We start from the raw sequence: 26,285 nt of genomic DNA on the forward strand, positions 1-26,285 counted from the left end.
AGAAAACAGAAAATATCGATATTTGATTGGCATGTAAAATGGATTCATTTGAATAGGAGTGATTGGATGGAAGTGCAAACAGAAACATACCGCGCAGCTATGAATGGAACATTAGAACGTCATTTTTCAGATATGATTGCTGTTATACCAACTAGAATTACAATTGAGCAGTTAAAACACCGACTAGAAATTATCGCTACTAAAGTTGATGAGTTAAAAATTGTTTATAGTGATGAGACAAGCCTTATTGTTGAATTACATATGGGTGAAACAGTCATACCGTATGAACTGCATATTGATGAGGCGAACGACCCAGAAGAATATAAAATGTACAATAGACAAGATTCTACAATTGTAGATCGTAATTTTGAAGATGTGGCTTTCGGCACTGAAATTTTCACTCGTACGCTATTTGTAGGCGATGTACTGGACTGCTTTTTCCAGCAGTTACAGTTTTTATGGAATCTCGCCCCAGATTTGTTATTTGTAATCGATTCAAGTGCAGCAATGAAAGTGATATCTAGAAGCTATATTGAATATCACTTTGAAAATGAATTATTACCTGACATTCCTGACTTGTACGTTATTCATTCTGTTTATGAAGACGATAAAGATGATGAGCCTACGCAATATTGGTTTCATACACATGGTCTTTTAAGAGCAGGCGTAACTGAAATAGAGTTAATTATTCCAAATCGCATTTCTTCCTACTACGGCATTGGCGATCTCTTTCAAACATTTGCTAATAATGCCGTTGAGAATGGACAAGTCCCTATGAATGAGCCTATCGTTATCGCGCATAGTCAGCAAGGTTCTATACATACAGTCGCTGTTCCGTGGGAAAAAGGATTATCTTATATAGGGCATAAAACGAGTATGGACCAATTATCTTCAATCGAGGATGAAGAAGTGAAACTACAACCAATAGATGCACAAAATACATTCTTAGGCGGAATGGATGCCCGAGATGAATACCATCAATCTCCATCCGTTCTCTTATTCAAATTTAATACTTCAGAAGAATATATTGAAAATTTTTTCAAAGAACACGAGGAAGCTACAGGGCTCATGTTCTATAAAACAAATAGTGAAACGGCTCGTATGGCTTACAATGCGAAAAATACTTTCGGCTATTTCAGCAACATTTTTCATATTGAACAATCAAATGAAGATTTTCGTTTCCTTGCTAAGTTTGGTGTCTCCTACGAAGAAGGAAAAAGTGAACATATGTGGTTTGAAATGCAAAACATTACGGAAGATTTCATTCAAGGAATACTCATTAATGAACCATATTTTATAAAAGATATGAGTGAAGGAAATAGTTATCATTTAGATTTTGATAACTTAACAGAGTGGGTTATTTATGCAGGAGATGCCGTTATAAAGCCAAATAACTTATATATGTTTATTGGCGAATAAGTATTTTATATAATAAACGAAACGCCTTCAATATAATTGAAGGCGTTTCGTTTATTGTGCGATTAATTCAGCATCTATTACTTTCTCCAAATGAGATAATACACGCTTTGCAGCTTCCTCACCTTGATTAATACAATCTGGAAGTCCAGCACCAGCATAGGAGCTACCTGCCAAGTATATACCTGGCAACTCTTTCTCCATAAATGTTGTGAGCTTTTTCATTCGCTCGTTATGGCCTACAGTATATTGAGGCATCGCTTCTTTCCAGCGACTTACGATTGTAAACTCTGGATCCTCTGTAATATCCATCGTCTTTCGTAAATCTTCTAGTACGAGCTGAACGAGTTCTTCTTCAGTTTGTTCTACAACAGCTTCATCACCAGCACGTCCAACGTAACAGCGAAGGAGTGTTTTTCCTTCTGGCGTTGTATGTGGCCATTTTTTATGCGTCCACGTACATGCTGTAATCGTGTAATCGCTATTTCGTGATACGACAAATCCTGTACCATTAATATCGCGCTGGATTGCAGATTTTGGGAAAGCAAGTGCGACATTGGCAACGGATGTGGATGGAATATTACGGAAGAAACGAAACTGCTTGTACTGAGCAAACATGGACGGCAATACTTTATGCGAAGTTGCCACTACGATGGCGTCCGCTTCTATTTCTTTTCCGTTACTAAGAGTAATCGTATAACCATCACCCTGTTTTGCAATTTTTTCAATGCGAGTTCCCTTTATTATCGTACCTTCATGCATCTTTGCTTCGAGAGATTTTACGATAGATTCTAAACCTGTTTTCACTGTTTGGAACATTCCCTTTTTCGGTTCAGCTTTCTCTTCTTTCGGAGCGAGCGTACGCATACCGAGTGAAATACTGCGATGTTTCTGCTCAATTTGATACATTTGCGGGAATGTTGACATTAAGCTCATTTCATCAATATCCCCTGCATAAATACCCGATAGTAACGGTTCTATTAAGTTTTCAACCACTTCATTTCCAAGACGATGCCTAAAAAATTGTCCGAGTGATTGGTCAGATACTGGCTTTGACCTCGGCATTAATAGATCAAAGCCAGCTCTTAGTTTACCAATCGGGGAGAACAGCCCGGAAAATAGAAACGGCGTAATTTGCGTTGGAATTCCCATCATTGATCCATTCGGCATTTTATGTAACCGATTGTTTACAAGGATAAATGATTGACCGGCTTGATTATTTACAAGTTCATCGCCGAGACCTAATTCTTTCACTAATCTAGCTGCACTTTCTTTTCGTGCTAAGAAAGAATCCGGTCCGCGCTCAATTGTAAATCCATCTTTTCGAACGGTTTGAATTTTTCCGCCTAGTTTACCCGATGCTTCTATAAGTAATGTATCAATCGGCAAGTTTTTTTCATGAATATTTTTTTGTAAGTTATACATTGCTGTTAATCCAGTGATGCCTCCGCCGACGATCACAACTTTTTTCCTCAAGCAGGCTCCCCCTTTCTTCTTACAGTACAGATTCTTTTTTCTTTAATACAACATCTGTTAAACAATCAATAAATGCGTCCGATGCATTTGGCATTTCTGGACGATAATATTTCGCACCAATTTCATCCGTTACAACTTTACACTCAAAGTCGTTGTCATATAAAACTTCTAAATGTTCCGCAACAAATCCAACTGGTGCATATACGAATGAAGTATAACCGTGCTTTTCATTTAGTTCTCTCGTTAAATCTTGTACATCTGGACCAATCCAAGGATCTGGTGTGTTTCCTGCACTTTGCCAGCCTACTGCATAGTTTGCTACTTCAGCTCCGCGCGCGATATAGTCCGCTGTTTCATTTAATTGATCTGGATATGGATCGCCCATTCCAATAATTTTCTCTGGTAAGCTATGTGCAGATACGATTAATACTGCTTTTTCACGCTCTGCATCTGACATACCGTTATATATAACTTTCACTGCATCGACCCAGTACTGGATGAATTTCGGCTCTTTATACCAGCTATCAATACCGTGAATTGTTAAGTTTCCAAGTTTCTCAGCTTCTTCTTGTGCTCGTCCAACGTATGATTTCACGCTAAAAGTAGAATAGTGAGGTGCAAGAACAAGTGCGATTGCATCTTGTATTCCGTCGTTATGCATATCTTTCACCGCATCTTCAATAAACGGTTCAATATGTTTTAAGCCAAGATACATATGGTACTCTACTTCATCTTGTACTTCATTTAAACGCTTCTCTAACTTCTTAGCTTGCTCTAATGTAATAGTAGCTAAAGGAGAAATACCACCAATTGCACGGTAACGCTCTGTTAAATCTTCCAGCATTTCAGGACTTGGCTTTCTTCCTCTGCGAATATGTGTATAGTAACGTTCAATATCTTCTTCTTTATATGGCGTTCCGTATGCCATCACAAGCAAACCAATTTTCTTTTTCATACAGCAATTCTCCTTTACTTCGCTAACTGCCCTTTAGAGTATTCATGAATAAATGTAGTTAAACGTTTTAATGTATCCGGATTTACTTCTGGGAATACACCGTGACCTAAGTTAAAGATATAACCCGGCTGTTTCATCCCTTGATCTAAAATACCTTTTACATGTTCTTCAATAACAGACCATGGTGCAAGTAAGAATGAAGGGTCCATATTACCTTGTACCGCCTTATGAACGCCACGTGCACGTGCTTCTTCAATCGGTAAGCGCCAGTCTAAGCCGACTACATCAAGCGGTAAGTCGTGCCACTCATTCACTAAGTGTGCAGCTCCTACGCCGTGCATAATCATCGGTACACCCATCTTACGAACTTCTGCAAAAATACGCTCCATTGCTGGTTTAATAAATACGCGATAATCTGCTACATTTACTGTTCCAACCCAAGAATCGAAAATTTGAACTGCTTTTGCTCCTGCGTTAATTTGCGCTTTTAAATATGTAATAACCATATCTGCTAGTTTATCCATTAAAGCGAACCAAGCTTTTGGCTCTGCATACATGAACGCTTTCGTATTATGGTAGTTACGAGATGGACCGCCTTCAATCATATAGCTCGCTAATGTAAATGGAGCTCCTGAAAAACCGATTAACGGTACGTCTAACATTTCTGTCGTTAATAAACGAATTGTATCTAGTATGTACGGTACGTCATCTTCTGGATTGATTTCCCCTAGTTTTTCTACGTCTTGTAAAGAACGGATTGGATTATCGATAACTGGGCCAATACCTGATTTAATTTCTACGTCCACACCAATTGCAGGTAGTGGTGACATAATATCTTTATAAAGAATTGCTGCGTCTACGTTATATTGATCAACCGGCAATTTTGTAACGTAAGCACATAACTCTGGATTGTGTGTAATTTCAAATAAAGAATACTTTTCTTTAATCTTTCTATATTCCGGTTGTGAACGACCTGCTTGACGCATATACCATGCTGGTACATAATCGGTACGTTCCCCCCTACATGCTTTTAAAAATGTCTCATTTATAGTTCTTACCAAGACCGTTGCTCCCTTCCTTACCAATGCTTCGAATACGCTCGATATTTATCTTTTTTTACTATACAGCTTGTAAAAACAAAATGCATAATATTATGTACGTTGTTCATTAAATTGACACAAACATTCTTAAAAACGCTTACTATTTTCACAACATTCTTATTATAACACAGAGAAAAACTATGGTTTAGCTACTTTTGACTTTTCTCCTTCGCGATTCGTTTGTGTATTATATGGTACAACGTAAAAGCTCGGTTTTGAAAATATGTTAACGAACTTTTCCTCATATTCTCCAGCACCGTTTACAGTGCTAACATGCGTATGAATTCCATTCTCCACTCTATAGATTCGGTACATAATTCTGTTATCTGGAAGTGGCGTCCAGCTTAATTTTGCTTTAAATAAACCGAAAGGACTAAATGATAGTTTCATTTTTACATCTTCAATTCTTCGCAGCCGAATCGGAGCACCGATTGTTTCCACACCTTCAGGCTTCATAAACTTCTCTTTATGTTCTACATTAGCCTTCGTTAAAATTTTCTTAAATAATTTTGTCGCAGATGCACTTTCTCCTTGCAACTGATGCTCCTTATCCGTGCGGTCATAACCAATCCAAACAGCGCCTACTAAGTTCGGTGTATAGCCGACGAACCACATATCTCTTGCTCCCTTATCGTCATTTGGCAATGAAGTTGTACCCGTTTTTCCAGCTAACGCACCGTTATATACACCAACTCTCGCTGTTCCTTCCTTCACAACTCCTTCTAACATTTTCGTCATATACCATGCTGTCTGCTTCGAAAAGATTTTCGTCTCTACTTTTGGAGATTCCCCAATGACTGCACCGTGTCTGTTTAATACTTTATCAATAACGTGCGGCTCGATAATATTTCCATTTGCTAAAAATGAACGATACATTTTTACAAGATCAAATGTTGAAACGCCATTTTTCAATCCGCCAAGCGCTGTACTTAAACCAGCATCTGCAATATGAACATTCCCTTTTTCTAAATATTGCTTTCCTTCTTCTACCCCTAACTCATTTAATAAAGAAACTGCCGGTACATTTGCCGACTCTAAAATCGCATCATACATCGTCATTTCTTTTGAATACTCATGATTATAATTTCGAGGTTCATACCCTTCAAAAGAATTTCTTTCATTTGTTAATAAAGAATACGGATTATACTTTTTCGTTTCTAGTGCTGGTGCATAAACGATAAGTGGTTTTAAAACAGATCCGGGCTGCCTTTTGGCAAAAACACGATTAAATCCTCTCGGGACGTACTTTCTTCCCCCAATCGCCGCTTTAATCCCTCCCGTACGATTATCCATTAATAAGAACGCACCTTGCGCCCCTTCTTCTTTCCCAGGAAAATTCCTTGCATCTTGAAACTGGTTATATGCTACCTTTTGAATCTTTTCATCCATAGGTACGACAAACGTATATCCTCCGCGAAGTACTTCTTGATGAGACAATCCGTATAAACGAGCGGCTTCATCTATGACCATATCAATATACGGCATATATGCAAGCTCATTCTCATCTAAATTTTTATATAGAGCAATTGTCTTCCCTTGATAACGAACGCTTTCTTCTGCAGTCAAATAGCCTTGTTTATGCATAAGTGACAACACTAGATCGCGGCGTTCCTTACTCTTCTCTGCAGAGTAGTACGGTGAATATCCGTTTGGTGACTTTGGAAGGCCTGCAAGCATTGCCCCTTCCTCTACTGTTAAATCCTCAACATTTTTATTAAAATACAACTTTGCTGCCGCTTGAATACCGTAAGCCCCATGACCAAAATAAATATGATTCATATACATTTCAAGAATTTGTTGCTTCGTATATTTTTGCTCTAATTGAAGAGAAATTGCGACTTCCTTCAATTTGCGCGTAAATGTTTTTTCACGAGTTAAAAAGACATTTTTAGCGAGTTGCTGCGTAATAGTACTACCGCCCTCTACCTTTTCTCTAGCTAACGTATCTTTATACAGAGCACGGAATATAGACGGATAATCAATTCCTTGATGCTCATAAAAACGAGAATCTTCCACCGCAACAAACGCTTGCTGCACATACTTCGGAATTTGCTCGACTGGTACGAGTTCCCTATTTTCTACGTATAATTTCGTAATTTCTTTTCCTTTCTGGTCAACAATACGTGATGAAGAGTGGAAAACGAGCTGCTTTTCATCCATCATATAGCCACCAGCTAACACGATAAGTTTATAGAGTACAATTGCTACTACAAACGTTGCGACGCCGCCTAATAAAGTCCACTTTACTTTCTTCATACATCGTCCTTCTTTCCAAATGATGGTACATTTATTATTTGAAAAAGAAGTATCTTTATGTATATAATCTTCGAAGTTTTTTAATAGAGTTGATATAATAGAAACAAACTATTAAGGGGGCATTAAAATGAAGGCGATTATTTCATACGAAACACCTCTAGAACAATCACATTTCACTGCAAAAAATGATGAAAAAAATATGTTTTATAAAGAAAATACAGAAGAATCTGTAGAAGGCTCACTTCAGTATGACGTACTAGATGCTGTCGGTGAATTTAAAGGACAATCTGGCTATATCGTTTGTAACAACATTTCTGTCACAGACGAAGGTCGCCCAGTATTTGAAAACCGCTTTAAAAACCGCGCAGGCCTTATTGAAAACGAACCAGGATTCCAAGCGATCCGTGTTTTACGCCCATTAAGTAACGATACATATGTCATCTTAACGATGTGGGAAACAGAGCAAAACTTTAAAGACTGGACAGAATCACGTTCATTCGAAAATGCTCATAAAAAACGTCCCACACAAGCAGAAGGACAAGCTCCAGCGCATCCACATGCGGAACAGCAAAAGAGTATTTTCTCTCGGCCTTCTTTTGTGACTACTTTTGATGTGTTAGTTTAATTAAAAAGTAATACAACACTAGCAGTACGTGAAATTATATTAACGATTTTTCGAATATATCTATCACATCTTGAAATATATCAACGATTTTTCGAATATATCTATCACATCTTGAAATATATCAACGATTCGACTAAAGATATCCATTTAATAACAAAAAGGAAACACCATTACACACCGGTGTTTCCTTTTTCTTTGTACCAATTATATATACTAAGTGAATCTTTTTTTCTCATATGCTTTACTTCATAACCGCGCCCGGCTACCGCTACAAGAGTTGTACATAATTCATCTTTTCTTTGAAAATACGATTGATCATAACCTACTACTTGAACATGTCTTCTTCGCATTATTCCTGTATATTTCGAAAAATTACGATATACAACCGTTAGTTGATTTTCTCTTAATTCATAACCGCCACTTTTATATCTAGCATACGCAAGTAACGAAAACACGATAAATAACGGTAAAATAACAAACAACGCAATATATTGTTTAAAATATATACTCACGCTGGCAATTAGAACTGTGAGTATGATACTTATTGACCAGCCCATAATGAAATAACGATGCAACGCTGTTTTTGGTAAGTGAACGATCTCCGCTTCGATTTCATAAGGTAACTCTAAATATGTGAGCAGGTGCTGTACATCTTTTTTCTTCATAAATGGATGCAACATTACTTCGTTACTTGCTGCTCCAATACTTTGAATTGCTTCCACTTCAACAGCACAATAACCAAACGGCTGGCGAAGCATACCTTCTTTTACAGTAATCGCTTGAATGCGGTGCAATTTTAAGACAAACTCTTTCTTTTCAAATAATCCTTGAACGATACGAATCTCTTCCCCTTTTCGCTCAATTTTAAAGTTTGCATATTTCAACACATATCCAGCCGTGGAAATAATCCATGAAATTACCATTAAAATTAATGCAATTACAATTAGTTTATAAACACCGTTTCCCATCACATACGCTTCTACTTTACTTGTGAATCCTTCAGGAAGAACAAAATCAAACTTTGTGTAAAGAAGTACTAGTCCAGAGAACACTAGTCCGAACCGACCAGATGTAATCGCTGCGGCTAAAACCTCTTTCGTTGTTAACTGATAAACCGTCTTGCTTTCTTCCTCTTCTATTTCTTCTTTTACAGTAGTTTCTTTCTTATGTAATAAAGAGATTAAATGTTTTGCCTCGTCTTCTTTAATACCAGCCAACATCACTTCTGGCTCACTACTGCCGCCTGCTACTTCTATATTTAGCTTCATAAGTCCGAGCATTTGATAAATGGCGTTAGAAGATGTACTAATATTTTGTACACGCTCTTTATTTAAATAGCTTTCCTTCTTTACAAAAACACCGTGCTTTATATGTAAAATATTATTCTCAATCCAGTACACTTTAAAATACCATTTAATTGCTGAAAAAATAGCCATGATGAATAAAACAACCAGAAGGAAAAGATAAAATAAATACCAAGGTTCCACTTGTTCATCAGGTTTAAATAAAACAAGAATAATAAGTGGCAACAAACTCGCAACCCTAATACCTAACAATATCGTGATCGGATGTTGCCTCCTATACATCCTCATCACTCACTTTCGCAAGTTCTCCAATTTGTCTTTTCAGCTGTTCTGCTTCTTCTTTCGTTAAACCTGGAATACTATGAGACGTTGCGGCTGTTGAAATGTGTAATTCTGCTAAATTATACTTTCTCATAATCGGACCTTGCTCAATCGTTACGTGCTGCACACGGATCATCGGAATAAGTACGCGTTTTACAACGAACATTCCCTTTTGAATCTCAATCTCTTCTTCATTTAATCTGTAACTATAATAGCGCTGACGTAAATTTGGAAACACAAAATAATCAAGTGGAATAAATATAATGGCTCCTGTTACTAATAGTCCAAACAACCAGCCCCACCAGTTAAAGTTAATCATAAAAAAGAAATACGCAATTACGACTGTTAGTATAACTGCCGCCCCAATTAAAGCGTGAATCCTCCACACTTTCAGCATATTAGAATGAATCTCCCTTTCTAACGGCTGCATCTCATCACTCCAATTCTATGAATTTATTACTTATATATTATCAAAAAATAAGGTTTTATATACAATTTTGTAAATTTATAGTCAAATAAAAATAGTTGAATCAAAAGCATGTTAAAAAACATACCTCAGTTTTTAAAATTACATATTATAAATATGAATTATATTGAACCAAATAAACCCTGCATGATTCATGCAAGGTTTATCGTTTTATACACAATATATTTCATTATTGTTGAGATATACTAGCATCGCTTTCAATTCGCTTTTCTTTTTGGCTCAGTTTTTTATCTTTAGATTTTTTTAATGTTAAAGTCATGCCAATAAAAATAAAAAGAATTCCTGTTATTTGCATTAAAGTTGGACGGAATCCAGTAAGTACAGTATCTAATAATATTGCCACTGCCGGATCTAAAAAAACTAATATTGAGATTGTTTTTGTAGATAAATGGCGTAAACTATCAAAAAACAGATAATACACTATCCCTGTGTGAATAAAACCAGTAGCTATAATATATGTCCAATTACTTTGAGTGAGGCCACTAAAAGCATCTAAATCTATAAATGGTATTAAAAGAAATATCCCCAAGAATGTTTGTAAAAATGTCATTGCATACGCACTCATTTTGTTAATCCCTTTACCAAATAAAGTTGTAAATGCATAAAAGAGAGCTGCAAGAAATCCCCATATCATACCTGAAGACATTAATGAACCGAAAGAGAAGCTTCCATCGATACCAGCAATTAATAAAGCTCCCACAAAACACACAATTATTGAAATGATAGATATTAATGTTAATTTTTCTTTAAAGACGATACTTCCAATTAACAGTACAATTACTGGTGCAAGATGATAAACTGAGATAGCAATTGTAACTGACATATTTTCAAAGGCTTTAAATAAGAAAACCCAATTAAATACTAAGAAAAAACCACATATTAAAACTTGAATAACTTCTTTTCGTTCCCATTTATCTTGTTTATATTGCCCTGTAAGCAACCAACATACACTTAAAAATATTGTCGCAAAAATACACCTTACAAACACTAATTCAAACGAAGGTAAGTTTGTTTGAACAGAAAAAAATCCAACTGATCCAAAGATAACCATTGATGCTATCATCTTTAAGGCCGGTACCGTTTTCTCTTGCTTAAAACTTTTTTGAAGCAAATTAATCCCCCTCCAATAAAAACTCGGTTTATAGTGAGAAAAACACCAGCCTAAAAAAGGACAGGTGCTTTTCCTCAAAAACACTCAATTACAAATTTTTCCCTGCAGTCCAACCACCATCAATTACAAAATTAGAACCAGTAATAAAGCGGGCCTGATCAGAAATCAAGTACTCAATACATGAAACAATATCCTGCGGCAATCCCCAAGTATCTAAAGATTGATTACTTTTTATCATAGACATCAAGGCTTTATTACTAAAGTATTCTTCTGTAAGTTCAGTTCTAATAACACCGGGAGAAATGCTATTTACTCTTATATTTTGCTTCCCAAATTCCATAGCCATCTGTTTAGTCAATCCGATTAAGGCATGCTTTGATGCCACATAAGCAGCTCGCTCTGGTTCAGCCATTAATCCAGAAACCGATGCTATATTCACAATACAACCTTTTATTTTCGATTCACACCATCGCTTAGCTACTTCCCTAGAAAGGATAAATGGGGCTACTAAATTTACATCAATTACTTTTTTAAACATATCATCGGATAAATGTAAAACAGGTGTTATCTCTCGAATACCAGCTGCATTTATTAATATATCAGGAGAAAGCTTTTCTAAATCTAATTGAGTAAAAAGATTATGAATCGCTTCGCTATTACTTAAATCAATTTGCACTACTTTCAAAGGCATATCTGTTTTCATATAATCTATTAAGTTATTATTATTAATATCAAGAGCTATTACATGAAATGATTTTTCTAAAAAGTATTTTATACAAGCATGACCTATACCGCTATTGGCTCCAGAAATCATAATTATTTTATTCTCTCTCATTTTGTCTCCTTATAAGAAAATGTTACTAATAAAATATCACGAAAAGCCTCCGTACTACATTCTGTTCCAAGTGGCGTTACGGCATGGAAGACCTTTTGTCCAAATACTAAAGTTTCTAACGGCTCCTTCAAACTTATAAACTGATTAATTTCCCGAGGAGAATTAGCTATTAAATTATCTCCACCAATAGCTGTATTACTTAAATTCATAAGGTGTAAAAACACTACTGGTTCATCATCTTTATGTAACCAAATAGGTGAACTAAAAGATGGTCTTTCTTTAGTAGCTTTATATCTTACTTGATGTAAACCTATAATTAAGTCTTTACTTGTATCTATTATATTTGTTTTAAATGCAAATTCAGTATCGAAACGCACCATATTTTGAATTAAAGGATTACATAAAAAGCTATCATTTATGCTATTAAACTGTCTAACTTTCCCGCCATCATCATAGTTATATTCTTTAGATTGGAAGTAATCATTACTATTATCTAAAATATAATCTGGTGAATCAACATACTTTATATACCTTGAATAAGATCTAGCACGGCATTCACCGTACGCATCATCTTCCAAATTATAATAATCTAACTGTGCTTGTGTTAATAAGCGATGATTCTCTTCCTCTTGTAAAAAGATTTCATTTGAGATTTCAAGAAACCCTTTAGATTCAAATTCATGTACCTTTTCTTCTATGCTAAAGCCACTCATTTTACTAAGAACAAACGTCATTATAAAAACCTCCACACTATTGTATTTTTCTTTCTCACCCTATGTTAGAAATGCAATAAGTAACCGAGATTCTTGCTTAATAAAATTAAAAATTATGATATTCAATTAATACACCAAATGAAATATATGTAATCCATTAAAACTATTTCTTAAGCAATATTATATATCCTTTTGGACATTATTTCTAATTATCTGAAGATTTATCAACATTAGTCTTAATATTCGGAACTAAAGAAATAACTTTTTCAGGAAGATAAAACTGCGAGTATTGCAATTATTTATGTATATAACTTTTTTTAAAATTATATTTTAAATATAGCTAGTTTTTTATAATTTTTTTGATATAATTACATACGGGAAACGGGAAGAATTTTGTCTTCCCATGTGTTTTTATTTGCATCTAGTTCTTTTGCTAGATGCTTTTTTTATGCTAAAAAAGGTATCCTCAAATACTTTGAGGATACCTTTTCACCTTTATTATCTCTGCTGTTTTCTACCTAATACGAGTAACCCAAAACTCATCATTACAAGAAGTGCTCCCATATATGGTTCCACAGGCATTTTCTGCCCTGTCTTCGGTAATTCTTTTTCAGGCTTTTCTGGATTCGGTGTTCCAGGTATCTCTGGATCTGGTGTTCCAGGCTTTTCTGGATTCGGTGTTCCAGGTATCTCTGGATCTGGTGTTCCAGGCTTTTCTGGATTCGGTGTTCCAGGCTTTTCTGGATCTGGTGTTCCAGGCTTTTCTGGATCTGGTGTTCCAGGTTTTTCTGGATCTGGTGTTCCAGGTTTCTCCGGATCTGGTGTTCCAGGCTTTTCTGGATCTGGTGTTTCTGGACCTGGTGGTGCTAAATGATTCAATTTGTTTAATACTTCTAATTGAACTGCATTTATCATTCCATTTGTAATTTCAAATGGAATTGGATTAGTTAATTTTTCATATCCTTTTGGTGCTTCTACTTCTACTAGTGTGTAGTTACCTACAGATAGATCTGCGATTTTTGCCTTTCCATCTTTATCTGTTGTTACTTTCACTACCACTTTTCCCTTGTCATCATGAACTTCAAACACAGCTCCTGATAAGACTTCCTCGCTTTCAGCGGCCATTTTTGTAATCTCCACTGAACCTTTGTCTAACTTTTCATTCTCTACTTTCAATGATAAGACTTTTGTCATACCTTTTTTAATTTCGAATGATACTGGTTCCGTTAACTTCTTGTAACCTGGTAAGCTCTTCGTCTCTACTAATTTGTATTTTCCTACTGATAGATCTGAAACGTTTGCTTTTCCTTCTTTATCTGTCGTTACTTCTGTTACTACTTTGCCTTGCTCATCTTGTACTTCGAAGACTACGCCTTCTAATACTTTTTGGCTATCTTTATCTACTTTTGTTACTTCTACATTTCCCTTGTCTAACATTTCATTTTCTACTGTTAAAGCAAGAGATTTTGTCATGCCTTTTTCAATTTGGAAAGTAATCGGATCTACCAATTGCTTATATCCTTTTGGTGCTTTTACTTCTACTAACTTGTATGTGCCAACTGATAAATTAGTAACTTGTGCTTGTCCTTTTTTATCTGTCGTTATTTTAGCGACTACTTGTCCTGCTGCATCTTGAATTTCAAAGACTGCATCAGCTAAAGCATCTTTATTTTCTTTATCTACTTTTGTAATTTCTATATTTCCTGTATCCACTAATTCATTTTCTACAGTCAATTGTAATGCTGTAACTCTACCTTTTTCAATTTCGAATGAAACTGGCTTTTCTAGTGGCTTGTATCCTGCCGGTGTTTCTACTTCTACTAACTCATACTTTCCAATAGATAAATCTGAAACGTTTGCTTTTCCTTCTTTATCCGTTGTTACTTTTGCAACTACTTTTCCTTTTGAGTCACGTACTTCAAATACAACATTTTCTAATCGAGCTTTACTGTCTTTATCTATTTTTGTGATTTCTACATTCCCCGTATCTACCATTTCATTTTCTACAGTGAACGTTAAAGATTTTGTCATACCTTTTTTAATTTCAAATGGTACAGGCTTTTCTAATTTTTTGTAGCCTGGTAAACTATCTACTTCTACTAGCTTGTACTTTCCTACTGATAAATCTGAAACTGTTGCTTTTCCAGCTTTATCTGTCGTTACTTTCGTTACTACCTTGCCTTTGTCGTCTTGAACTTCAAAGACTACACCTGCTAACGGTGCCTTATTATCTTTATCTATTTTTTTAATTTCTACATTTCCCGTATCTACCATTTCATTTTCTATTTTTAATGATAGAACTTCTGTCATTCCTTTTTTGATTTCAAACGATACTGGTTCTGTTAATTTTTTGTAACCTGGTAAGCTTTCTTTCTCTACTAATTTGTACTTTCCTACAGATAAGTCTGAGATTTTTGCTTTACCATTTTTATCTGTTTTTACTTCCGTTACTACTTTGCCTTGCTCATCTTGTACTTCGAAGACTATGCCTTCTAATACTTTTTGACTATCTTTATCTACTTTTGTGATTTCTACTGAACCTTTGTCTAACTGTTCATTCTCTACTTTTAATGATAAGACTTCTGTCATACCCTTTTTAATTTCGAATGATACTGGCTCTGTTAATTTTTTGTAGCCTGGTAAATTCTCTACTTCTACTAGTTTGTAACTTCCTACAGATAGATCTGAAATTTTCGCTTTTCCTTCTTTATCTGTTGTTACTTTCGTTACTACTTTGCCTTTTTCATCTTGCACTTCGAATGTTACGCCTTCTAATGCCTTCTGGCTGTCTTTGTCCACTTTTGTAATTTCTACTGAACCTTTATCTAACTGTTCATTCTCTACTTTTAGTGATAAGACTTCTGTCATGCCTTTTTTAATTTCAAACGATACTGGTTTTGCTAATTTTTTATATCCTGGTAAGCTTTCTACCTCTACTAGCTTATATTTCCCTACTGATAAATCGGAAACGTTTGCTTTTCCTTCTTTATCTGTCGTTACTTTTGTTACTACTTTATCTTTTTCATCTTGCACTTCGAATGTTACGCCCGCTAATACTGCGCCACTTTCTTTGTCTACTTTTGTAATCGCTACTGAACCTTTATCTAACAGCTCGTTCTCTACTTTCAATGATAAAACTTTCGTCATACCTTTTTTGATTTCGAATGATACTGGTTCCGTTAATTTTTTATAACCTGGTAAGCTCTTCGTCTCTACTAATTTGTATTTTCCTACTGATAGATCTGAAACGTTTGCTTTTCCTTCTTTATCTGTCGTTACTTCTGTTACTACTTTACCTTGTTCGTCTTGTACTTCGAAAACTACACCTTCTAATACTTTTTGACTATCTTTATCTACTTTTGTTACTTCCACATTTCCCTTTTCTAACATTTCGTTTTCTACTGTTAAAGCAAGAGATTTTGTCATGCCTTTTTCAATTTGGAAAGCAATCGGATCTACTAATTGTTTATACCCTTTTGGTGCCTTTACTTCTACTAACTTGTATGTGCCGACTGATAAATTAGTAACTTGTGCTTGTCCTTTTTTATCTGTCGTTATTTTAGCGACTACTTGTCCTGCTGCATCTTGAATCTCAAATACTGCATCAGCTAAAGCATCTTTATTTTCTTTATCTACTTTTGTAATTTCTACATTTCCTGTATCCACTAATTCATTTTCTACTGTTAGCTTTAGCGCTGTTACTCTACCCTTTTCAATTTCGAATGAAATTGGCTTTTCTAGCGGTTTGTATCCTGCCGGTGTTTCTACTTCCACCAACTCATACTTCCCAATAGGTAAATCTGAAACTTTTGCTTTTCCTTCTTTATCCGTCGTTACTTTCGCAACTACTTTTCCTTTTAAATCACGTACTTCAAATACAACATTTTCTAATGGAGCTTTACTATCTTTATCTATTTTTGTTATCTCTACATTCCCTGTATCCACCATTTCATTTTCTACTTTTAATGATAGAACCTCGGTCATGCCTTTTTTGATTTCAAATGATACTGGTTTTTCTAGTTTTTTATAACCAGGCAAACTTTCTACCTCTACTAATTCATACTTTCCTACAGGTAAATCTGAAACATTTGCTTTTCCATCTTTATCTGTCGTTACTTTTGTAACTTCATTACCCTTTTCATCTTGGACGATGAATGTTACTCCCGCTAACGGTGCTTTATTATCTTTATCTATCTTTGTTATCTCTACATTTCCCGTATCTACCATTTCATTTTCTATTTTTAATGATAGAACTTCAGTCATGCCTTTTTTGATTTCAAATAATACTGGATCTGTTAGTTTCTTATAGCCTGGTAAACTTTCTTTCTCTACTAATTTGTACTTTCCTACTAATAGATCTGAGATTTTTGCTTTACCATCTTTATCTGTTTTTACTTCCTTTACTACTGTTCCAGCTTCATCTTGCACTTCAAAGACTACGCCTTTTAATGCTTTTTTGCTGTCTTTATCTACTTTTGTAATTTCTACTGAACCTTTATCTAACTGTTCATTTTCTACTTTCAATGATAGGACTGTTGTCATACCTTTTGTAATTTCGAATGATACTGGTTCTGTTAGCTTTTTGTAGCCAGGTAAGCTTTTCGTCTCTACTAATTTGTACTTTCCTACTGATAAATCTGAGATTTTTGCTTTACCATCTTTATCTGTTTTTACTTCTGTTACTACTTTTCCTTGCTCATCTTGCACTTCGAAGACTACGCCTTCTAATACTTTTTGACTATCTTTATCTATTTTTGTAATTTCTACTGAGCCTTTGTCTAACTGCTCATTTTCTACTTTTATTGATAAAGCTTTTGTCATACCTTTGGTAATTTCAAATAATACTGGTTCTGCTAGATTTTTGTAACCTGGTAAGCTTTTCGTCTCTACTAATTTGTACTTTCCTACTGATAGATCTGAAACGTTTGCTTTTCCATCTTTATCTGTTACTACTTTTCTTACTACGCCATCTTTCTCATCTTGGACTTCAAATTCGACACCGGCTAATACTGCCCCGTTTTCTTTGTCCACTTTTGTAATTTCTATATTACCTTTGTCTACCATTGCATTTTCCACTTGTATTGGGAATATGCCGTCCCCTGTTACATTTACTTCGAACTCTGTTTCTTTTAATTGGTAGCCTTCAGGTGCTTTTGTTTCTTTTAAAATATATTTTCCTGGTGCTAACGGTTTAGAGATTGCCTTACCATCTTTATCTGTAACAATATGTTCGACTACTACACCGTCTTTTACTATATCAAACTCTGCATTTGCTAATGGTTTCTCACCATTTTCCGAATCAATTTTCTTTACTTCAATTTGACCCTTTTGCATAGTATTTTTAATTTCAATTGTTTTTGTTTCTCCAGCTTGAAGTGTAACCTCTACTGGACTTGTTAATTTTTGATATCCTTCTGGTGCTACTGTTTCATATACTTTATACGTCCCAGGAGCTAAAGTTTGAGGTACTGAAAAACCTTTTTCGTCCGTTTTCAGTTTTGCAACAACTTCATTTGCACTATTTCGGACTTCAAATTCGGCAGCTTTTAACCCTTTGTTCGGATTCTCAGAATCTATTTTATGAAGCGATACTGTACCATCTTTTGGAGCTTCAGGCGGCGTAATAGTTACTTCTTTTGATGTTAAAGTTTTATCATCAAAATGTAATTCCGCTTTATTAGGAATCTTCTTATCTACGTAAGAAGATAAGTCTGCATTATTTTTGATTTTCGCCTTGATACTGAGATTAATTATCTGGTCTTCATATGACTTATAGTCAAAACTCTCACCAAACGTAAATGTTACTTCACTTCTTTGTTTATCTATATTTAACGTTCCTTTAGAAGTAATATCTTGGCCATTTTGATCATACACTTTTGCCTCTAATACTTCTAAAACATCTTCTAAATCATCACTAATTACCATAGAAGTGTATTTAGGAGGATCGTTCGGTATATGTGTACCAACTTGGTATTGAATAACTTGATCCATTTTTGTTAACTGCTCATTCTCTACAAGCTTGCCATTCTCATCAACTATATTTTTTTCAATGCTAGGTGGATTATTGTCACCTGAACCGGATCCTCCCCCACCACTTACGAATACTTGTCCTACTTTTTCTTCAGTTTTAATATTTTTACCTTCTAATTTCACAGTATTTTTATGAGGCTTCGCAGCAGGATTTGTAACCTTTGTTTTATATCTTAAAATATAGCCTTTTGAACTGTCTGGAAACTCAATTGTAAATCCAGTCTTCGTTGCATTTATTTTAATGTTAGATAAATCTGCTGGCTTAATATTTGTTGGTGCATAACCATCTTCAAATACAGCCTCTTCTAATACTACGCTGTCTGTAATTAACTCATGTCCAGGTCCTAATGTATCTGTTAATTTAAGATCTTGCATTTCTGTTCCAGTTGCATTTACATATACAAGCCAATCAGCAATCGAAGGATCTTCTTGATTATAAGAACCCCATTTCAATAGATTATCTGTATTGGGCTGTGGCTTCGGTCTCTCTGTCGTATTACTTACATTTACTTCTTTATTAACGATTTGACCATCAACGTTAAATTCTAATGGAATTTCTTTAACACCATCATATGCTTCTAAACCAAAGTAGAATTCTACGAATAAAGAACCTTTAATGTTATTCTTTCCTTCTACGTAATCACCCATAGTACACGTTAATAGACCCTTTTTCATCTCACATGTACCAACTGTTTTTCCTTCAGCATCTTTTAAAGGAAAACTCATATTCATAAGGTCTTTTCGAAACTCTTTTGGCATATCAATTGTGAATTGATCTCCACTTTTTATTTTTTCTTTAGCTGACCACTTCACTTCTACTTTCATACCATCTGAGGCTTGATACGGTTCAGATGTCGTGCCATCAGTACGGGAAATATTAATTTCGTCCACTGGACTTTTCATCACAGCAGCTTGAATAACTGGAGCCCACACATTCAGCACTGAAAATAATACTAGAAAAACTAATGAAACCATTGAAATATGTCTTTTAGTACTTTTCATTTGCATAGTTCCCTCCTATTTTTTATATTTATATAACAAAAAAAGACCGTCCGGTTGCATCAAAAATGTGCAACCAGACGATCTTAGTAACCAATATGTATTACCGTAGACTCTAAGCTTTGCGGCCTATCCTTTCGAATAGTGTGCTAAAAATATCTTTTATTCTTTTTTTGTTTCATTTTCCTCTTAAACCAAATATTACTATACCGTCTGGACGGTTATAATTCAATACTCTATAAAATTGTTCTATTTTTCTAATAAAAAAAATAATTCACGACTGCATTAAAGAAGCAATGGTGAATTATTTTCGCATTATATAGTTCGTATATTCTATTTATATGAATTACCAATAAGAGCTTGAATCACTTTTTCTCTTAACTCGGGGCTTAGTCTTCCAACCCCTAAATATTCCGAATACCATAATCCATCTGCTGCTAATCTAATAATTGTTGCACAAACTGAATCTATCTCATCATTTTCTATATTCTTTTGCAGTTGCTGAAATGATTGTTGTAATGGCTCAAGTAATTCAGGTTTTAACATGAATGCTGCCATCATACTACTAGATAACTCTTCTGTTCTTCTCTCATTATTTAATCTTTCCTCTACAAAAGAGCGAACCCATCTCCCTTTCTTCTCTGCGTCTTCCGCTACTTTATTGTAAATGGCTCCCTCATAATCCTCTACCCCTCTGACTATCATACCTTCTATTAAAGCTTCTTTATTTGAAAAGTGATACAATAATCCACCTTTACTTACACCCGCCTCTTTTGCCACTGCTTCTAAGGTTAATTTAGCAACCCCTTTACATTGCACAATTTGAGAAGCGGCCGCCAAAATCTTTTGCCGCGTTATGCTTATACTCATTCCTTTTTAAAACCCCATTTCTACTAAATTTATATAAATACGAATCTTATTTTTAATATTGTTGATTACTACTAAGTATTTTCTTTATACAACAAAAGCTTCATTACCTTTGAATTTTTAGTTACTTATTCTATTAAAAATTTCCATATCATTCAATATGATAACATTAAACACACAAAGCTGACTATACATCTATACTTTTGTATTTATTGAAAATATATCCATAAACACGAAATGTATAAAAATTGATTATCCTTATACATCTAATCTATAATTTAAAGAGGTTTATATTTTCATAAAAATAAAGTGAAATTTTATAAGGATGATTCCATTGAAAAAATTTTCTATTAGTTATTTAATATGCTTATTGTTTTTTTCTATCATTGTGAATGTTTTTACAGTATACAAGCGTTCCAAATTATGCGGATTCATGGGGGCCGATTTGGGTATCTATTATTATGCTTTCAATTCTTGGAAGTATTCCTGTTTTTATCGGTTGTTTAATAGGCGAATTTTGTTATAGAAAAATAAGAGGAAGTCACGAATTAAAAATCGGTATTCCTTTATTTATAGTGTTAGGTATTTCCTACAATCATTTCTTCTTTATGTTGTTTAACGACCGATATTTTCTATCCTTTAATTTAGAAGCCTTTTTGGAAACAGGCCTACCTATTACGTTATCATCTTTATTATTTTACCTTATAAGACGCCGTTAATTCTTTCATCATTACATAAAAAAATGTTATTACTCTTGTTACATCGAGTAATAACATTTTTATTTAAATCTATTTAACTAATTTGCTTCCAACTAGTATCCTTCACATCTTCGCTAGTCGGCTTTCTAACTGATTTCACAAAACATTCCTCGCAAGCACCAAATGCAATGAAGTTTTTCTGTGCTTGTCTTAACGAGACTTCATTTGCCCCGCCTTCAAAGTCAGGATCGTTAAACTGTACCTCATCATCTTCCCAGTAACATATATTACAAATTTCATATGTACCTGGTGGTTCTTCTTCTATTGTTCTATACCCGCAGCACGGACATGTATATTTCATTCTGTTACTCCATTATTCATTTCTTTTTTCTCCCATATATTCCGGCCCATAAAGAATGTAACAGCGCAAATCATAGTTATTACCATGAAAGTAGTATTAGAATCCTCATATGTAGTTGGAATTCCAACCGTTACAGAAACAATACTAAAAGCTAAAAGTAAATATAATAATAAAGATAGAATATAGCTTAGTTTAAATCGTAAAATGATACCTCTAAACAATAGCTCACCAAGTAGACAGCCACCTAAAATGATAGGTACTCCGAAATATAATGTAAGGACTCCCATTTGCGCAGTAGATTGAATTATCTTTCCAATTATGTTCGGCGAAACCAGCTCACTATTGTTTCCCAACCTATCATATAAATCAAGTGCTGTTGCTGAAATAAAGAAACTTAATATAGAAAATGAATACGGTATTAAAAATTTGCTCACTCTCATTCACCTCACTTTTTTTGTTTCACATATATTATTCATTACTTTCACAAAAAAAATAGCCCTCTATGCTAAAACATAGAGGGCATAATTTTTATATAAAAACCTATACCTTATCCTGAAATCCCCCCTAAACAGAACATCTAAACTATCTGTGCCCTATATTCTTTAGGGGATAGGTGGTTATTAGAAAGTAGTGCCTTCTTTTTTATAATATTCTTTTGAAATCTCTTCATAAAATGCGGCTGATGTCGCGTAGAAATACGGTGCTAACCATAAGAAACCGATTCCTATAGTAAGAATACTTAATATGAACCAGCCTAAGAAACTTAAGCATAGTAAAAAGTAATCCATTTTATGTCCATTCATCATATGACGACTCTCAGTAATCGCTTGATTCGCTGTATATTCTGGATGATCATTCAAAATAAAATATGTCATAGAATAAGAAAATGATTTAATAATACCTGGAATAATAAGAAGTAATGTCCATAGAGTCAAGTATACATACATTAGTAAATATGTTAAAAACGACTTCATCAACTTACTTCCATCGCTAAACCATCTAAATATATGACCAATGCGAGCATCAGTCCCACGAATTGCATTTAAAACAAGATAATAGGCACCTATTGTTAATGGACCAATAACAAGCATTACTATAATACTTACTGTAAGTGAATCACTTGCCTCTTCCCAACCCCAAAATATCGAGAAAATACCTGTTGTTAGCATTTCAACAGCTCCAATAAGGATTCCAATTAATAAAGTTGCCCCTACCGCTAATCCCCATCTTCCTTTTAATGCATCAAGTGCTTCTCTTTTCAACTGACTTATCATATATAACCTCCTAATACTATTTGTATTTTAGTATACCATTTATATCAAAAATTCCACATATTTTCCTAAAACAGAAGCATACTCCTTTTTGCATACGTATTGATACATGTGTGCTGTAGTTGTACTAATATATGGATTAAACGACTCTTTTCCCTATAACAAAAAAGCTTGCCCTTCATAATAGGCAAGCTTTCTCAAGTTATTTCTCACTTAACTTCTTCTTATACCAATTCTGCATTCTCTCCGCATCTTCTACTCTCGTATGCTCTATTTTATAACTAGATGATGCACTCGAAAACTTATACGTACATAAATCCGCACGGCGCTGGAAATATGATTGTGTCTTCTCCATTGATTGGACATGTCTTCTTCTAATAAGTCCTGTATATTTTCCGACGCTACGATAGACAAGTGTAATTTGTTCTCCGTTAACACTGTAACCATTTGTTTTAAATGTTGCGTATCCAAGTGTAAAGATAAGGATTGCGAGCGGAATTAATGCCCACATGATGAAGTGCTTTTCAGAGTATATACTTATTCCAAGAAGCGGGATTGCTAGCATTGCGAAGAAAATGAAACTATCAATGAGATAGCGGCGTAATGCTGCTTTTGGTAATGCAATAATGTTTGCATTCAGTTCGTATGGTAATTGTAAATGGGCGAGTAACTGTTGTACTCGATCTTTTCGAATGATTGGGTGCAGTGTAACCTTTTCTTTTTCGTCACCCATTCCTTTACTTTGAATGACTTCTACTTGCACAGCACAATAACCGAATGGTTGGCGTAAAATACTTTCTTTTATCGTAATACCTTGAATACGATGCAATTTTAGTACGAGCTCTTTTTTCTCAAGTAATCCTTGCGAAATGCGGACTTCGTCATTTCTTCGATTCACTGTGAAATCGCCATGTTTTAACGCGTAACCGATTGTAGATATAATCCAAGAAAGAACGAGTAACATGGCTACCATGAAAATCCAGCCATATATATCATGTTCCATTACATACGACTTTACGCCATTCTCTATCCATTTCGGAATGTACTCATCTACTTGGTGATAGACGAAAAAGATTAAAGAGAATAATAGTCCAAATTGACCAGATGTAACAGATGCTAATAAAATCTCTTTCCAAGTTAATTTATATTCTGTCGCTTGTTTTTCTTCTGTAACAATTTCTTTTTCTACTACATTTTCTGTTGCTTCGTCTAACATTCCTTCTGCTTTCACTTCTGGAGTTGGCTCATTTAGCAAAGTAATAAGCTCCGCCGCTTCTTCTGCCGTAATACCAGCTAAGCTAACTTCTGCTTCATCGCCCCCACCAGCTGTTTCGATTTGAATTTTCTTTAAACCGAGCATTTGATAGAGCACGTTAGAACTTGTATTAATCGTTTGAACACGTTCTTTATTTAAGTAGCTCTCCTTTTTCACGAAGAGACCTTTTTTCACATGTAATACGTTATTTTCAATCCAATATGTTGTGTAATACCATTTTTCAAATGCTGAAAAAACGGTGAGTAAACCAAATGCTGCGGGAATTAAATACCAAAACGGGAATTTTCCGTTTAAGCTAAACATGAAAATAATGAGTGGTATAAAATCTGTTATTTTTAATTCTAATAACATCGTGATTGGATGCTGCCTCTTATACATCCTCATCACTCACTTTCGCTAATTCTGCGATTTTCGTTTTCAACATTTCTGCTTCATACATCGTTAAGCCTGGGATGCTATGAGAAGTTGCTGCTGTTGAAATGTGTAATTCTGCTAAGCCATATTTTCTCATAATTGGTCCTTGTTCAATCGTTACGTGCTGCACACGAATCATCGGTACTAATACGCGCTTTACGACAAAAAGACCGTGCTGAATTTCAAGCTCTTCTTCATTTAGTTGGTAGCTGTAATAACGTTGACGTAGTTTCGGGAATAAGAAGTACGAAAATGGTGCGAACACAACTGTTAGCCCAATCATTACATACAAAATCCACGCCCACCAATCAAACTTTATCATGAGGAAAAGGTAAGCTAAAATGACGAGTATACCAATCCCTTCTTCAATTACAGCACGAACTTTCCACACCTTGACCATGTCAGGGTGAATTTCATTTTTCAATGGACCCATGTAACCACTCCAAATCTAGTAATCTAATATATGAATACTCCCAATCTATATTTTACATAACTTTACAGAAAATTGAAATTTAATCTTCTTTCTTCTCCGGAATAAAATATCCGAACCAAAGTAACCAAATGAAACCGATTAACTTTAGCCAACTTCCATCCGCTTGAAAAGCTTCAATCATACCTGGTATTTTATAAATCCCAATAAATCCAAGAAAACCGAGCCACCAGTTTTTTTGCATTTTCATCTTTACTCCTCCTTCATGACGTTTTTCACATTTCGAATCCAAATTTCTTTATACTTTAAATGGAATCCCATGAGCATATAGTTGCTCATATTATCGATCACAAGCGCTAGCGTATGAGCATTTTCTTCCGTTTCATGTTGTGACACAACGCCCAGTCTCGCGCCTTTCTTCAATAAATCGTGGAAACCATGTAAGAAATCCTCTTGTATTTCAAATAAACGTTTCTGGTACTTTTCATTTCGCGATGCAGTTACGATAAATTCATTGATAACGCGTAGTATTCCTTCTTGCCCTTCATACTCAGAGAGCATATGTAAACCATCTGCGATTAGCTTTTCTGCAAAGTTTTCTTTCGTATACTGCTCTTTATCGAAGTAATTTGCAAAATGATAATCAGAAAAAATCTCTTCAAATAAAAAATCAACTAACGCTTCTTTAGAAGAAAAATGATAGTAAATAGCCGGTTTTGAAATACCTACCTCTTTCGCAATCATGGAAAGACTCATCTTCTCAATGCCGTGTTCTGCCATAAGTTTAAATGATGCCTCTACAATGTTCTGCGATGTTTGTAAATTCTTCGTCATATTGTACCTCACTTATTTTTACTTACCGGTCGGTAAGTAAATTGTAAAATAAAAAATTATCGTTTGCAAGTTTGATTCAAAACTATATATTACTTTTTCAATCTATATTATGAATCTGGATCATATTCCTTAATAATTACTACAATAATCTTTAATCCAGTTAAATCACAAAAAGCACCGTTGTGAGTGCTTCTTGTAATCTAATATTTAGGCCCCATGTAATCATAACTTTGATCTAGCGCTTTTAATAAATCAATCGCACCCTTTAACTCTCTTTTATCAGACTCTAATTCTTCCATTCTTCTTTCAATATCTTTTTTAAAAGATTCTAAATCGCTAATGGCTTTTTTCCCTACTCCAAGTTGAGACCAGCTTGATAAGAGTAAATCATGTACAGTACTTACCACTCTTTTATTATGGTTTAAATCTTGAATCATATGGTCAAATTGTTGTAAAGCTTGGCTCAATGCTTCTTCATTTAAGTAAATTCTCGGCATCTTAATCTT

General features: G+C 34.7%; 21 protein-coding genes, 1 pseudogene and 1 riboswitch. Of the genes and pseudogenes, 3 read left to right on the top strand and 19 right to left on the bottom strand.

Annotated features, from left to right (window positions below):
* Window positions 1-66: 66 nt before the first annotated feature.
* Window positions 67-1,419: a DUF4026 domain-containing protein gene (locus tag ACO6VI_RS15470; RefSeq protein WP_161520132.1), complete on the top strand. Its 1,353-nt coding sequence runs from the start codon at window positions 67-69 to the stop codon at window positions 1,417-1,419.
* A 51-nt stretch (window positions 1,420-1,470) separates the two neighbouring features.
* Here ACO6VI_RS15470 and hemY read toward each other — a convergent pair whose 3' ends face one another.
* From hemY to ACO6VI_RS15490, 4 genes are all read right to left on the bottom strand, one after another.
* A complete protein-coding gene (hemY, locus tag ACO6VI_RS15475; RefSeq protein ID WP_065482490.1) occupies window positions 1,471-2,892 on the bottom strand; it encodes a protoporphyrinogen oxidase in 1,422 nt (473 codons plus the stop codon).
* A 19-nt stretch (window positions 2,893-2,911) separates the two neighbouring features.
* Window positions 2,912-3,847, bottom strand: coding sequence for a ferrochelatase (gene hemH / locus ACO6VI_RS15480; protein ID WP_000726787.1), 936 nt, complete (start codon window positions 3,845-3,847; stop codon window positions 2,912-2,914).
* A gap of 14 nt (window positions 3,848-3,861) precedes the next feature.
* Window positions 3,862-4,908 carry a uroporphyrinogen decarboxylase gene (gene hemE, locus ACO6VI_RS15485; protein ID WP_000252605.1) on the bottom strand — a complete coding sequence of 349 codons (1,047 nt, stop codon included), beginning with the start codon at window positions 4,906-4,908 and terminating at the stop codon, window positions 3,862-3,864.
* A 177-nt stretch (window positions 4,909-5,085) separates the two neighbouring features.
* Complete coding sequence (locus ACO6VI_RS15490) at window positions 5,086-7,203, bottom strand: transglycosylase domain-containing protein (RefSeq protein WP_000756303.1); 2,118 nt, start codon at window positions 7,201-7,203, stop codon at window positions 5,086-5,088.
* A gap of 127 nt (window positions 7,204-7,330) precedes the next feature.
* On the opposite strand from ACO6VI_RS15490, the gene hmoB reads away from it, so the two are divergent.
* On the top strand, window positions 7,331-7,828 hold the full coding sequence (hmoB, locus tag ACO6VI_RS15495) for a heme-degrading monooxygenase HmoB (RefSeq protein WP_000644097.1): 498 nt from the start codon (window positions 7,331-7,333) through the stop codon (window positions 7,826-7,828).
* A gap of 170 nt (window positions 7,829-7,998) precedes the next feature.
* Here hmoB and ACO6VI_RS15500 read toward each other — a convergent pair whose 3' ends face one another.
* From ACO6VI_RS15500 to ACO6VI_RS15530, 7 genes are all read right to left on the bottom strand, one after another.
* Window positions 7,999-9,414, bottom strand: coding sequence for a PH domain-containing protein (locus ACO6VI_RS15500; protein ID WP_015055095.1), 1,416 nt, complete (start codon window positions 9,412-9,414; stop codon window positions 7,999-8,001).
* On the bottom strand, window positions 9,407-9,883 hold the full coding sequence (locus ACO6VI_RS15505; RefSeq protein WP_001182719.1) for a PH domain-containing protein: 477 nt from the start codon (window positions 9,881-9,883) through the stop codon (window positions 9,407-9,409). The genes ACO6VI_RS15500 and ACO6VI_RS15505 overlap by 8 nt, the downstream gene beginning before the upstream one ends.
* Before the next feature lie 226 nt (window positions 9,884-10,109).
* Complete coding sequence (locus ACO6VI_RS15510) at window positions 10,110-11,051, bottom strand: DMT family transporter (protein WP_065482472.1); 942 nt, start codon at window positions 11,049-11,051, stop codon at window positions 10,110-10,112.
* Window positions 11,052-11,139: 88 nt separating this feature from the next.
* The gene (locus ACO6VI_RS15515; RefSeq protein WP_001208940.1) at window positions 11,140-11,886 is read right to left on the bottom strand and encodes an SDR family NAD(P)-dependent oxidoreductase; all 747 of its coding nucleotides are present in this window, start codon (window positions 11,884-11,886) and stop codon (window positions 11,140-11,142) included.
* On the bottom strand, window positions 11,883-12,620 hold the full coding sequence (locus tag ACO6VI_RS15520) for a 2OG-Fe dioxygenase family protein (protein WP_023521378.1): 738 nt from the start codon (window positions 12,618-12,620) through the stop codon (window positions 11,883-11,885). Before ACO6VI_RS15520 ends, ACO6VI_RS15515 begins: the two co-directional genes overlap by 4 nt.
* Window positions 12,621-13,097: 477 nt before the next feature.
* On the bottom strand, window positions 13,098-19,637 hold the full coding sequence (locus ACO6VI_RS15525) for a SpaA isopeptide-forming pilin-related protein (RefSeq protein ID WP_422423611.1): 6,540 nt from the start codon (window positions 19,635-19,637) through the stop codon (window positions 13,098-13,100).
* Between the two features lie 59 nt (window positions 19,638-19,696).
* A riboswitch (cyclic di-GMP riboswitch) is annotated at window positions 19,697-19,789 on the bottom strand.
* 172 nt (window positions 19,790-19,961) lie between these two features.
* A complete protein-coding gene (locus ACO6VI_RS15530; protein ID WP_065223818.1) occupies window positions 19,962-20,498 on the bottom strand; it encodes a TetR/AcrR family transcriptional regulator in 537 nt (178 codons plus the stop codon).
* 331 nt (window positions 20,499-20,829) lie between these two features.
* Between ACO6VI_RS15530 and ACO6VI_RS15535 the strand changes: the two are divergent.
* Window positions 20,830-21,214, top strand: a pseudogene (locus tag ACO6VI_RS15535) (hypothetical protein).
* Window positions 21,215-21,287: 73 nt separating this feature from the next.
* Here ACO6VI_RS15535 and ACO6VI_RS15540 read toward each other — a convergent pair.
* From ACO6VI_RS15540 to ACO6VI_RS15575, 8 genes are all read right to left on the bottom strand, one after another.
* Window positions 21,288-21,554 (bottom strand): CPCC family cysteine-rich protein, encoded by a 267-nt coding sequence (locus tag ACO6VI_RS15540; RefSeq protein WP_000877837.1) that lies wholly within the window; start codon window positions 21,552-21,554, stop codon window positions 21,288-21,290.
* Window positions 21,551-21,994, bottom strand: a complete 444-nt coding sequence (locus ACO6VI_RS15545; RefSeq protein ID WP_088020725.1) for a hypothetical protein — start codon at window positions 21,992-21,994, stop codon at window positions 21,551-21,553. Before ACO6VI_RS15545 ends, ACO6VI_RS15540 begins: the two co-directional genes overlap by 4 nt.
* A gap of 180 nt (window positions 21,995-22,174) precedes the next feature.
* The gene (locus ACO6VI_RS15550) at window positions 22,175-22,828 is read right to left on the bottom strand and encodes a DUF975 family protein (RefSeq protein WP_000625399.1); all 654 of its coding nucleotides are present in this window, start codon (window positions 22,826-22,828) and stop codon (window positions 22,175-22,177) included.
* A gap of 199 nt (window positions 22,829-23,027) precedes the next feature.
* On the bottom strand, window positions 23,028-24,479 hold the full coding sequence (locus tag ACO6VI_RS15555; RefSeq protein ID WP_088020726.1) for a PH domain-containing protein: 1,452 nt from the start codon (window positions 24,477-24,479) through the stop codon (window positions 23,028-23,030).
* The gene (locus ACO6VI_RS15560) at window positions 24,472-24,948 is read right to left on the bottom strand and encodes a PH domain-containing protein (protein WP_071731884.1); all 477 of its coding nucleotides are present in this window, start codon (window positions 24,946-24,948) and stop codon (window positions 24,472-24,474) included. Before ACO6VI_RS15560 ends, ACO6VI_RS15555 begins: the two co-directional genes overlap by 8 nt.
* 79 nt (window positions 24,949-25,027) lie before the next feature.
* A complete protein-coding gene (locus tag ACO6VI_RS15565) occupies window positions 25,028-25,195 on the bottom strand; it encodes a hypothetical protein (RefSeq protein ID WP_000783806.1) in 168 nt (55 codons plus the stop codon).
* Window positions 25,196-25,197: 2 nt separating this feature from the next.
* Window positions 25,198-25,779, bottom strand: a complete 582-nt coding sequence (locus tag ACO6VI_RS15570) for a TetR/AcrR family transcriptional regulator (protein ID WP_016082590.1) — start codon at window positions 25,777-25,779, stop codon at window positions 25,198-25,200.
* A gap of 200 nt (window positions 25,780-25,979) precedes the next feature.
* Window positions 25,980-26,276, bottom strand: a complete 297-nt coding sequence (locus tag ACO6VI_RS15575; RefSeq protein ID WP_002030222.1) for a hypothetical protein — start codon at window positions 26,274-26,276, stop codon at window positions 25,980-25,982.
* Between the last annotated feature and the right edge of the window lie 9 nt (window positions 26,277-26,285).

The sequence above is a fragment of the Bacillus sp. PSXD-155 genome (assembly GCF_049310765.1).
Taxonomy (GTDB): domain Bacteria; phylum Bacillota; class Bacilli; order Bacillales; family Bacillaceae_G; genus Bacillus_A; species Bacillus_A cereus.